At 35.5% G+C, this 12,613-nt stretch carries 10 protein-coding genes; 2 read left to right on the forward strand and 8 right to left on the reverse strand.

The window, feature by feature from the left end:
* Positions 1–3: 3 nt before the first annotated feature.
* The 7 genes from ACE01N_RS15665 to ACE01N_RS15695 are packed head-to-tail and all read right to left on the reverse strand — an operon-like array spanning position 4 to position 7,683.
* Positions 4–1,005 carry a hypothetical protein gene (locus ACE01N_RS15665; RefSeq protein ID WP_380590997.1) on the reverse strand — a complete coding sequence of 334 codons (1,002 nt, stop codon included), beginning with the start codon at positions 1,003–1,005 and terminating at the stop codon, positions 4–6.
* Between the two features lie 8 nt (positions 1,006–1,013).
* Entirely contained in the window at positions 1,014–1,802 is a 789-nt protein-coding gene (locus tag ACE01N_RS15670; RefSeq protein WP_380591000.1) for a polysaccharide deacetylase family protein, read from the reverse strand.
* Positions 1,803–1,809: 7 nt separating this feature from the next.
* Positions 1,810–2,808 carry a hypothetical protein gene (locus ACE01N_RS15675; protein WP_380591003.1) on the reverse strand — a complete coding sequence of 333 codons (999 nt, stop codon included), beginning with the start codon at positions 2,806–2,808 and terminating at the stop codon, positions 1,810–1,812.
* Between the two features lie 30 nt (positions 2,809–2,838).
* Positions 2,839–4,059: a restriction endonuclease subunit S gene (locus ACE01N_RS15680; RefSeq protein WP_380591006.1), complete on the reverse strand. Its 1,221-nt coding sequence runs from the start codon at positions 4,057–4,059 to the stop codon at positions 2,839–2,841.
* Positions 4,059–5,522: a type I restriction-modification system subunit M gene (locus tag ACE01N_RS15685; protein WP_380591009.1), complete on the reverse strand. Its 1,464-nt coding sequence runs from the start codon at positions 5,520–5,522 to the stop codon at positions 4,059–4,061. The genes ACE01N_RS15680 and ACE01N_RS15685 overlap by 1 nt, the downstream gene beginning before the upstream one ends.
* Positions 5,519–6,196: a uracil-DNA glycosylase family protein gene (locus ACE01N_RS15690; RefSeq protein ID WP_380591012.1), complete on the reverse strand. Its 678-nt coding sequence runs from the start codon at positions 6,194–6,196 to the stop codon at positions 5,519–5,521. Before ACE01N_RS15690 ends, ACE01N_RS15685 begins: the two co-directional genes overlap by 4 nt.
* 2 nt (positions 6,197–6,198) lie before the next feature.
* Positions 6,199–7,683, reverse strand: a complete 1,485-nt coding sequence (locus ACE01N_RS15695) for a type I restriction-modification system subunit M (protein ID WP_380591015.1) — start codon at positions 7,681–7,683, stop codon at positions 6,199–6,201.
* Positions 7,684–8,134: 451 nt separating this feature from the next.
* Between ACE01N_RS15695 and ACE01N_RS15700 the strand changes: the two genes are divergently transcribed.
* Entirely contained in the window at positions 8,135–9,241 is a 1,107-nt protein-coding gene (locus ACE01N_RS15700; RefSeq protein ID WP_380591018.1) for a saccharopine dehydrogenase family protein, read from the forward strand.
* 1,315 nt (positions 9,242–10,556) lie between these two features.
* On the opposite strand, the gene ACE01N_RS15705 is transcribed toward ACE01N_RS15700, so the two are convergent.
* Entirely contained in the window at positions 10,557–10,856 is a 300-nt protein-coding gene (locus tag ACE01N_RS15705; protein WP_380591020.1) for a helix-turn-helix domain-containing protein, read from the reverse strand.
* 463 nt (positions 10,857–11,319) lie between these two features.
* Here ACE01N_RS15705 and ACE01N_RS15710 point away from each other — a divergent pair, with 463 nt between their 5' ends.
* Entirely contained in the window at positions 11,320–12,513 is a 1,194-nt protein-coding gene (locus tag ACE01N_RS15710) for a phospholipase D-like domain-containing protein (protein ID WP_380591023.1), read from the forward strand.
* Positions 12,514–12,613: the final 100 nt, after the last annotated feature.

Raw genomic sequence — 12,613 nt, forward strand, 5'->3', positions numbered from 1 at the left:
AAGTTAGTTTTGAATAACAGATAATTCTTTATCATATAACTGTCTAATTTCATAAATATCTCCCAGTTCTTCAAATATGTATTCAGATTGCAGTTTCCCATGATTATTTAAAACGTAGATAGAAGGATTTGAAGAATATCTTTCGTAGTTATCAAAACATATATCGCTCCCTCCTACAAAAGAATTCTTTTCGGTAACAGATAATCCCCGTAATAATTTATTTGCAGTAAAAAGTACCTTTTCGTTTTTCATCAAGATTTTGTTATTGCTGTCACAATATATCATATCCCCATTCTTTATAAATATATTGTGCGCGGAATGCGCGTTTAGATGTATTGTTTCCTGCTTATTAGTTATGGTATTAAACACAATTAAATCACTTAATCTATTCGTTTTCATTGTATAATTGTGAGCAATAATATAGAATCGTTCATTTAGGTAAAATATTGAATTTAAATGACTATACTCATTCAATTCAAGTTCAATGGAATGACAGGAATCAATCTTTAAAGGTTTGTTTGTTTGGAATATTTTTTCCAGAGGGATCGACAAAATCTGATTATATCCGGTATGTGGAAAAACCAGATTGTCATTAATGATTTCTATTTGATGTAATTCAGACGGTATTCCGTATAAAGCAATCTGCAAATTTTCAATTCTGTAATCACAAATTTTTGAATAACATATTTCGGAAACTCTGTTATTTATGGGAAAACTTCGCTCACCTTTCGTTCCGAGCCTGGCAAAAAAAGTAAAATCATTGTACTTCGTTATACCATAGAATTTACCTGCCAAAATTTGTTTACATATGTTCTGTTTTGTGTCAAGTATGTAAACACCTTTTGAAGTTGAAAATATTATTGAAAAACTTACATCGTCACCGATCTTTGTAAATTCTACATTTTTATTTACAACGTGCTTATTCTGATAGTTTTCAATCTCCGAAAGGCTTTGTTCATTTCTTTTATTTGAAACGTCTATTGTATGTCTGAATATGTCGTTCATTTTCTAAATTATTGTCTCCCAATGCAGAATAAATTATGTTCTTTGTGTCTTATGGACAATGCATTAGAATAACCGGCCTGTTTGCATTGTTCTCTTAAAAAAGCTGTATTTTTACCCTCCGGATAACAGAACGTTTCAATGTTTGAACCACAAAGGTCTTCAAGTATTTTTTTTGACCGTATTATTTCCTCTTTTGATTGTTCTTCATGACACGTTAAAAACCGGTGCGTTATTCCGTGCGAACTGATCGTAAATAAGTCAGATAACTCCTTAATTTCTTCCTCATTCAGAAATATCGGTTTTAAATACGAATGTAATTCAGCAAAGTGATTTGACAAGGTTACGAGCTCTTTCGGTTTCAATGAGGCAACACATTCTTTAATCTCATCAATAGAGTTGTTTTGCAGGTCCTTTTGCAAAAACGTCCCTAACTTAGCCATTTTATCATATTTAAGAATTGTATAAAAAAGGTCCATCCCAGTGTGTTGCCCCAGAATGGAATTCCCAACATTTATAGAAAATGACACTCCATATTTAGGTGCATTGAATTTTTCTATTAAAAGTTTAGCAACATACAAATGCTCTTTAAATCCATCATCAAAACTTAGATGAAAGTGATTTTTACTTTTTAAAGTCTGTGGAATGCTGCCAAATACCAATCCTCTCATTAATAAACCTTTTATCAGTATAGTTAGCTGGTGTATGGAAAGTACCATCCCACGTTGAGCATAGTACGGATTTATTGACTGTAATTCATCAAAACAGATGCGATGAAACATATAAATATTTGGCTTCATTTTTCCATTAAATATTCCGTGGTGATTTACTCCAAGAACCTTCGCTCATATTTTCATATTCCAAACTCACCATCTGCCATGCCGCATTTTGCGCTAAAGTATATACAAAAGCTTCCCATTCACCCTTACTTCTGGAGTCTATCTTTGAGAGATACTTTTTATGAATAGCTTTATTTTCCTGTTTATCTGTTTTATAAATTCTAACCTTATTACCTTCCGAGAGAACACCATTTATCTCACCAGTTTTTAACTTGTATTCTGTTAGGCAGATAACCTCCGGTTTTATATCATAGTGATTTGATAATATCTCTGAAATATTATTTCGAACAGGATTGACAAATAGATAAAGATTCGTATTAATTACTTTAAAGTCAAATATGTTATCCACTAGAATGCTTGATTTATCGTATTCCAGAACTAACAAGCTTTGATTAAGAAATCTGATAGTATCTGCGATTTTAACACTTTCTGTATATAAAGCTATTTGCTCTTCATTATTTTTAAAAATATCATTCAACACATTAACTGCCAACATCAAATTTCCAGTTTTATTACCTACTACGCCACTAAAGGTGTTGCTCTCTGAATGAACCTGATGGTTTCTAATTCTTCGTGCCCGGTCAATATCTTTTTTAAGAAATTGGAAGTGCTCTTCAGTAAAGACTTCATTGATAAGAACAGACAATTTTTTGTCGAAAATCTTACCTTTTTTGCTTGGTTTAGTTTTTAACGACATATCCAATTCTTTCGCTTTGAGCTTAACTGCCATCTCAATAATCAATAAAGCTTTTTGAAAGCCTTCATCATACATGGGCCAATGGTAGTATGCATGAGCCAGAATATATTCTACGGTTTGCCAGGCTTCTTGAATATCGTCAGGTACATTTGCATGAAACCTACCTTTAACTACAAATTGTTCAATGTATTCTTCCAAAGATTCAATCCTATAAAGCTCCCAGCGAATATCAGGAACAAGGTAAGTTGATATGGTCTGTCCAGTATTCATCCTAAATTGTAATTCATAGAAATGTAAAGGTTAAAATATCTGATTAATTAAACTCCTTTGTAAAGCTTTCGAGCTTGCGATTTTGGATTCTACTTGAAGCTGGATTCTCTCAAATCGATTCATAATGCGGGAAAATTCTTCCTGCTCAGTATCAGGTGGTAGAGGTATCATTAATTTATTAAGTGATTCTTGATTGATATTCGTATTTGCACTTATTGTACTTCTTCTAAGCAGAGAGTATCTAAATCGTTCTTCATAGAAACAATATTTTTTATAAAGATGGTTTAGACTATTGTTCAAGGGTCTAAATCGAATAATAAAACCAGAATAAACAGTATCTGGCAAATCTTCAATAACTAAGGTAGTAAGTCCAACTCCACTTGGTTTTACGGATGATCTCACAAACAATATATCTCCCTTTTTCAAATCAAACTGCTTGAGTTCGGAAGCTGTTACATTTACTTTTCCAAATTCTCTATTTCCTATTTCTTTATTTCCAAAAATGTCTAATAAATTCACAAATGGATTCCCGAACCCAAAATCATTTTTATCTTTATTAATACCATTTTTAAATACACCTAAATCATTCAGCGTTTTTAATTCCCAACTTTCTGGTATTAATCCATACTTTGATTCTTTAGATTTTTGATTTAAAAATGCACCATATCTAAAAGATTTATTCAAATAAACTTGAGATTGAAAAACTAATTTATTGTAAACTTCTTTTTCCTTCTCAATCACATCATCCATCGCCCAAAGAAGTTCGGCCAGTTTTTCTTGATGGTCTTTGGGTGGAAGAAGGACTTTATAGTTGGCAAGGTCTTTAAATTTAACGCGTGGAGATAATCCCCCGGCAGAATGTTTAACCGCATAATCAAAGAATTTGTCGTTATAAACCACAAAGGGAAGTAACTCTGGTAAGATGCTGTCTTTTGCTCTAAATACTGTAATATCTCCAGAACAGATTCCCGAAAAAGGAGCTTGTGCAGCTTTTTTTAGATATGCTCGTCTTCGACCAAACAAGACATCACCAGTTCTAAATTTCTTTGTAAAAGTTGTACTTGATTCAAGATTTGCTGATCGTCTTAGGTGAATATCTTCCGAATCGATGTGCTCTAATCCGACAACATGTTCTATACCTTCGGCATGTATATCTTTAACATTTTCTTTGGGTTCTTTGGCAACGTCACCAAACTTAACAAGTGTCCAGTTGCTTTTATCAATATTCAATTTGTTTAGATTTACATCCATCAGTTTTCAAGAATTTGGAATAATTGATTCATCGATTTTTTTAGTTCCTCTGAAGAAGATTCCCATTTATAGTATGTTTCTTCAAAACTTTCCTGCTCCGCATCACCATTTTTAGGTCGCACATAAAGATTAATTGCCATGTTTCCATTTTTCGATAATACTTTTTCAATATCAACTAATCGTGCAAAATTCTCAATATCAGCAAAGTTCTGGTAAGCAGTAAAAATTTTTTGAATGTGATCTGGTTCTAAGAATGCCATAGTTTTTTCTTGTCTTACTTCTTTTACCGCATTGATAAATAGAATCTTCCCTTTTTTAGTCGCTTCTTTGTTTGTCCGGGTTATTAAAAGACAAGCTTCCATAGGAGAATTGTAAAACAGATTCGGTCCTAATCCAATTACACATTCAACCAAATCGGCTTCAATCATTTTCTTTCGCATTTCTGCTTCTGCTTCACGAAACAAGATTCCATGTGGCCATAGCGAAATGGAACGTCCGTTGTTTTCGTCTAAACTCTTTTGAATATGTTGCTGAAAAGCATAATCGGCACAACCTTGCGGTGGCGTTCCCCAAAGGTTTCGTCCATAGGGGTCGTTCTCAAAATTTTTACGGTCCCAGGCTTTTATGCTGTATGGTGGATTGGCCAATATTACGTTGAACTTTTTTAGTTCATCATTTTCTAAAAAAGCTGGCTGAGCCAGGGTGTCGCCACGTACAATGCTAAATTCTTCAATGCCATGCATAAACATATTCATCCGTGCAATGGCCGAGGTAATCAGGTTTATTTCCTGTCCATATAATTTCAAGGTTCGGTATTCTTTCCCTTCTTCCTTTAAATGCAATGCACAATTCAGCAACAATCCACCAGAGCCGCAAGTGGGGTCGTACACACTTTCTCCCGGTTTTGGGTCCATGATCAGGGTCATCAGTTTTACCACAGTGCGGTTAGTATAAAACTCTGCTGCTGTGTGTCCGCTGTCGTCAGCAAATTCTTTAATCAGGTATTCATAGGCATTCCCCAATTGGTCGTCAGGAACATTTTTATTGCTCAGTTTGTGTTGCGAGAAGTGTTCAATCAGGTTACTCAATATTTCATCCGAAAGACGTTCTTTGTTTGTCCAGCTGGCATCGCCAAATATTCCGTAAAGGGTATCAGGATTCGCTTTCTCAATCTTTCGCATGGCTTCCTGTAAAGCCATTCCCACATTTACGGTTGTTTCACGTACTGTCTTCCAATGCGCATCTTCAGGAACCTGAAAATGGTGATTTTCGGCAAACGCTGCATATTCCAGATCACCATTACTTTCTTTCAGAGCATCTTCGAATTCTTCATCATACACATCACAAATGCGTTTGAAAAAAAGTAAAGGAAAGATGTATTGTTTATAGTCTCCGGCATCAATGGTTCCGCGCAATGCGGTAGCCGCTCCCCAAAGATATTTTTCGAGTTGTTGTAAGGTCATTTTGTTTTCTTTTGAAAAAGCCAATGTTCATTACCCATATTCTTCATAAAATGGTCAACTTGCATTTGTATTTCATCAACAAATTCACTTCTGCCAGCATCCACAAAGAGATTGGCAAATTGTCCTCTGGATGATGTTGGATGAGGTACACCAAGTACTGATTTTGTAGGATATAAATACGAAAGTGCTTTATGTGCTTCTCTTCCAATAGCAATAAGCGGCCAATCTTCAGGAACTACAGTTAACTCTTTCGAAAGGTATTGATACGTACAGTTCCTAAACGTTTGCAACGGAGGCATAGGAAATCCCATTTTTGTTTGACATTTCACCAGTTCGGTCCATAAAATAGGCCCTTTTAAACCAATTGTATTTATAAAATCAGTTAGGAATTTATAATAGTTAACTTTGTCCACATGTGATTTCCAAAGTTCAACTTGTGAATAATATGAGTTATTATTTTGTAAATAGTATTTACTTTCTTCTTTTCCACTCTGTCCCGGATTAATACCAATAATAACACAACCTTTACTTTTGTTATCTCTTTTAATATCAAAAAAAAGACACCTGGGTAATATTCCATTTGAAGGCTCATTACAGATACCTTTACAGTTTATGTTGCACTTAACCATTTGTTCTCCGATGGTCTGCACTTTTAACTCTATGTCTTTTACCATAGTCAATTGAGAAAATTCGTGAGAATGTTTTTAAACTTTTCTTCAGCTTTTAAACTCTCCTTCCATGCCATTTTCAAATCACTTAATGCTTCCTCAACAGAAGGTAGATCATCTTCAATGATTTTCTCAACATAGAGTGGAATATTCAAATTATAATCGTTTTCTTTTATCTCTTTAAATGTTGCAACTTTTACGTAATTTTCAACATCTTCATATGCATTATACCATTTATATATCTGATCCACATGTTGTGACTCCAAAAAGTTTTGAGCACGTCCAACACGTATTTGTTCAGATGCTTCTATAAACAGAATTTTATCTTTTTTATCTGCAGGTTTGTTTTGCTTAAATACCATCACACAAGCTGCCAGTTGGGTTCCATAAAAGATGTTTGGTCCCAGGCCGATTACCGCTTCCAGTAAATCCTGCTCTAATAACGCTTGCCTTATTCTTCCTTCAGCACCTTTACGAAACAAAGCCCCGTGTGGCAGTATTACCGTCATTCGTCCAGAACCATTCATGGATTTTATCATATGCTGAACCCAGGCCATATCGCCGTTTCCTTTAGGGGGTACACCGACTATGTTTCTTCCATAAGGATCGTTGGTCCATAAATCGGCTCCCCAGTCTTTCAGAGAAAAAGGAGGATTAGCAATAACACAATCAAAAGTCCGAAGGCCATCAGCATGAAAAAAGGCCGGATTTCTAAGTGTATCGCCTCGCGTAATATAGAAATCCTCAATTCCATGCAGGAACATATTCATACGTGCAATGGAACTGGACGTCAGGTTTTTTTCCTGCCCATATAATTTTAGGGTTCGGTAGTCCTCGTTGTTTTCCTTCAGGTGATTGACACTTTCCAGCAGCATGCCTCCGGTTCCACATGCCGGATCATAGATGCTTTCACCTTCATGCGGATCGAGAATTAATCCTAACAGATGGACAACAGAGCGGGGTGTATAAAATTCACCTGCTTTTTTATTGGTCAAGTCGGCAAAATGCTTGATTAAATATTCGTAGGCATTTCCTAAAATATCCGGTTCCACCAGTGAATTGGATAAAGTATACTGAGAAAAATGCTCAATTAAGTCGATAAGTAATCTATCGGATAGTTTGTTTTTGTTGCTCCACTGTGCATCCCCAAATATCCCATATAACAAATCCTGATTGGCCTGTTCAATACCGCGTAAGGCTTTTTCAATTGCCAAACCTATATTTGTAGTTGTTTCACGCACATTATTCCAATGGCAACCAGTAGGAATTTCAAATCGGTGAAATTCAGGCAAGGAAGCATATTCTTCATCGCCCTCAGATTCAGTCAATGCTACCTGATATTCTTCATCATAAACATCAGAAAGGCGCTTAAAGAACAAAAGCGGAAAAATATAAACCTTAAAATCAGAAGCATCCACCGGGCCTTTTAAAATCCAAGCTGCTTTAGAAAGATATTGCTCTAATTGAGATAAAGTCAATTTATTTTGATTCATGTTGAGTCTATAATTGGAGTTCCATTTAAACAGGACTTTCAAAGATAATAAAATTTGAACCTGATTGTCATTTACAGTGACTGCAAACAGTAAACATTTTGCTTTAGAGAATAAGAATTAGCTTTAAAGTTATACCGGAATACGAAGGTATCCATTTTACCATATACCTTATTATCCGGGTATTACTGGCGAATACATTTAATAGTATACCAAATTATAAAGGTATATTTCATTCGAAAACCGTAATATAGCCGTAGTTAAAACCCGGTATTTCGTAGTCAAGGCGTAATCAGACCGTAGTCAAAACCCGGAATACCGTAATCAAGGCGTAGTCAAAGCGAATACGGATGGAAATAGCTTTTTGTCGTAATTTTCAGTCTTTCTGTAAAGTTGAGCAGCAGTTCTGTATACTTTTACCTCATTAATCTTTCTGAACTGAAATAATAAAGTATTGTTAGTAGAAGTAGACAAAACCAGTTTTAATAATGCTTCAGATATTGCAGCAATGAAACAAAATTTAATGATTTACGGGGCGACAGGATTTGTCGGTCAGGAGCTGGCTGCTATGGCAGTTAGGAAAGGACTGAAACCGGTTCTTGCAGGACGAAATGAAGACATGCTGAAACCACTGGCAGAAAAGCTTGGTCTGGAATTCCGGGCATTTGATTTGAATGATGCTCAAATTATTACAGAAAATTTGTCCGGTGTAACGGTGTTGCTGAATTGTGCCGGTCCGTTTAAATACACCTGGAAACCTCTTGTTGAAGCATGTATAGCCAAAAGTGTTCATTACCTGGATATCACCGGAGAGATTCCGGTATTTGAAGGCATAGCTTCATACGATCAGGAAGCAAAGGAAAAGAAGGTAATGTTGCTTCCCGGTGCCGGTTTTGATGTCACACCAACGGATTGTCTGTCAATGTATTTAAAAGAAAAACTACCTAAGGGCACCAGACTGGAACTTGGCTTTTTCAGTGATGGTCCTGCAGGTCTTCCACCTGGTACGAATAATACCATGATAGAACAGATACCATATGGTAACCGGATCCGTCAAAACGGAAAACTCATAAAACCGCCAAAGGGTATTAAAACCAGGTTGATCGATTTTGGTAAGGGCATGCAAAAGTCCGTCCGCCTGACCTGGGGTGATGTGTTCACGGCCTACCAAAGCACAGGCATTCCCAATATTGAAGTGTATGCGTCTTTTCCTGAAACGGTCATAAAGCAACTCAAAATGATTGAAGCCATCCGGCCCATATTAAGTCTGCCCTTTGTGCTGAATATACTCAGAAAAAGAAAAACCAAAGGATCAACAGAAGCAGAACGTCAAGAAACATTAATGCATGTTTGGGGTGAATTAAGTGATGAAAAAGGAAATAAAGTCAATGCCCGTCTTCACGGTCCTGAAGGAGGTGTGGTTTGGACATCTGAATGTGCCCTGGCAATTGTCAACAAGATAATATCCGGGAATAGTGTCCCCGGATATCAAACACCGGCAAAAGCTTACGGTGCAGATCTTGTGATGGAATGTGAAGGCGTAACACGTGAAGATATATAAGCTAATGGATATTAATCTATTTATTTGGCGAATCATCTTCTCAGGTCGTCCCGACTTGCGGCCTTGATTTGCTTCCATTTCATCAAAAGAATTATCACCGGCCTTGATTTACATGACGTAATTAGCCCAGGGTGGCACTCGCTTCGCTCGCTTACCCTGGGTTATAATAATAAAACCCTTTCAGGGTATTCTGGCGCGCCTTTAAACTAATCTTCCTGTTTTTTGTAAGAACTACCCCTCTTTATTTCGAAGAGCATCGTAGAAAAAGAGAGGGGGCAGTTTGATGGGATTGGGCTATATGTTTCAATTGGGGTGAGTCATCTTTGCAGACCGTTTTGACTTGCGGCCTTGATCTGCTTCAATTTCATCAAAAGAATTCATCTCCGGCCTTGATTTTCATGACGTAATTAACCCAGGGTGGCACTCGCTTCGCTCATTTACCCTGGGCTACAATGATAAAAACCTTTCAGGGTATTATTTTAAACCAACTGATGATAAAACTACAGACAAAACTCTTAGAAATGCGGGGAGCCCGCTGCAAATCCGGCGGATATGCGGGTGGTTCTTTTTAATGAAATCAGAAACCTTAATTACAAAGGTCAAACATAACTTAAAGTAAAGGCAGGTTATTACAGGGATTGATTTGCAGCAGGCATTTTTGAATACTTTTGATGCTTCAAAAGTATTAACTGGGTGAATTCCGATTGAAATGAGGAAGAGGGTGTTAAAACCCTTCAATAATTTGCACATTGTATTACCTTTATTTAAAACAAGATACCAAACACCGGCTAAAGCTTACGGTGCGGATCTTGTTATGGGATGTGATGGAGTAAGCAGGGAAGATTTGTAATTATAAAAGAATTATCCGGTACGGGATGAGGCATCTCTGCTGCTCGTTCTGACTTGCGGCCTTGATTTGTTTCCATTTCATTAAAAGAATTCATAACCGGCCTTGATTTACATGACGTAATTAACCCAGGGTGGCACTCGCTTCGCTCGCTTACCCTGGGCTACAATAATAATACCCTTTCAGGGTATTCTGGCGCACCTTTAAAAGAATCTTCCTGTTTTTGTACAAACTACCCCTCTTTATTTCGAAGAGCATCGGAGAAAAAGAGAGGGGTCAGTTTGAAAGTTTCGATCTGTTTATGCAGACCGGGGTGAGTCATTTTCTCAGGCCCTTCATACCTACGGCCTTAAATTCAAAAATAGCTTTGTAAAAGTTTATTTTCTCTGTCCTGATTTAAACAAGATACCAAACACCGGGGCAACCCTCGTAACAAAATATGCTGGTGTAACCAGGGACGATCTGTAATCACCCTGAATGCCCTCTGTTCGTATAATTTTCAGACAATAATCGCTCTACGTCGGTACTTTTGTAATACACCTTCCCTCCCACTTTTGAATACGGAAGCATTTTAGTATCCCGCATATTCTGCAAGGTCCGCTGACTGATTTTCAATTCCAGCATAACATCCTGGTTATCCAAGCACTTCTCCGATAAACCACCTACTTTTGTTTTCAATTCTGAATCAATTTTCTGATGCAGTTTTTTTATTTCATTAAACAGTTCATTCACTGTTTTTTCACTGATAAGCATGAAGAGTTCAGACATGATCTTACTATTTTAAATTAATAAATAGTCATCTGAACAAGGCCTCGTCATAATGACCCTACAAAGGTTGCTCAACTAAAAAACGGAAGTTTGGTTTGCGTTGCTTTACGTTGCTTTTTGTGGCAATAAAGTGCTATAAAGTGGTTTGCTTAATAAAAACTGATATTATACGAGTTAGATTTTTTTAAAACAGGTTATTTCTTAAAGTTATTAAATGGTAGTTTTTGATATCCGAATCCTTATAATAAATTTTCGTGACTATAATCTAGCTCTAATTTATATTTGTTCCACATTAACTTAAACTGTATTGATTTGATGTAAATTAGAACGAAATAATGCCAATAGCTCCTTTATTAGAGGCTTTCAACCAGTATTTAAATTATAATATTCGATTTAAAACTTGTACTTTCAACGGTTTTTCAAAAAAATCTATGAATTATTTAAATACTAAAATCAAATTTTAATGGCAAAATATCTGGACACTTCACACATTTCCAGTGAATTAATGGAACTTCTAAAAGAAGCAAAGGAAAAAATTATCCTGGTTACCTATTCTTTGAAAGTTAATACACAAATACAGGAACGACTTAGAACTAAAAGTAAAATTGGAACTCTTGCCGAAATAACCATCATATATGGAAATACAGAATTAAAAAAATCTGAACTTGAATGGATGTCGGAAATAGAAGATATTAAAATATGGCAAAAAAAGAATTTACATGCCAAATGCTACATTAATGAAAATAAAGCAATTATTTCTTCAATGAATTTATATGATTATAGTCAGACAACTAATATTGAAATGGGATTTCTTATCACAAAAGAAGATGATGAGGAAGCATACAATAAAATTATGGAAGACATAAAAGACATGAGAATTAATGGGACGCGAGTAAAACCCTGGATTGAAAATTCAGATAATCCAATACAAACAGAATTTAACAATACTGAGAAAAAGATCAATTTATTACCTTATAATCAACAAATTAAGAAGAAGTTATTAGAGTGGTTACGAGATGATCTATCACCTGTTTACCGTCAAAAATCAAACACTATACTTTCCGATCAGGAAATATTGGAAATAATTAGTTTAAATAATGTAACACCAGCAGATTTAAAACGAATTTTAAAGACTAATATTAAGTTTTATAAATTAAAGGATGAAGTTTTGCGTACTCTTGAAAATGTTAGTCATTTTACTGTTGGAGTGGTTATGGATAAAAGATATCAAAATAATGACTTTAGCTACGATCAAATTCAATTAAAAAGATTTGATGATAATAGTATCAAATGGTATAATACTAAGCAAGAGTTACCAAAGAAAGAGCAAATAGTTGCAGTTAGTTTGAACGATATATGGTTCAACGACTATTTTATTCTTGATGAAACAAATGATATAAATGTTGAACAGACATCACAAAGCAAAAACTTTTCAAATTCCACATACCATACAACTAATGAATTATCTAAACTATCGGGTATTCCAAGTCGCGAAATCAATTCCAACCTTGTAGCAATGCAATTAATGGAAAAAAGAGGTAATGATTGGTTTGCAACTGAAAATGGGGAGGCATTAGGAGCAATACAAAAAGATGGACAATACGGTAAGTTCATTATTTGGCCGGAAGAAATTCTGTCTAAATTAGATATTAATTAGATTAGCCATTAAAAGAATTCTTAAATGGATTAGAATTTACATCCATATATATCAGTAGTCTTACTATTCTTCACATCATTGGCAGCATTAAAGTCTGCAA

The organism is Quyinboa ferrireducens (assembly GCF_042436675.1).
Classification (GTDB): Bacteria; Bacteroidota; Bacteroidia; order Bacteroidales; family UBA5342; genus JBHJHP01.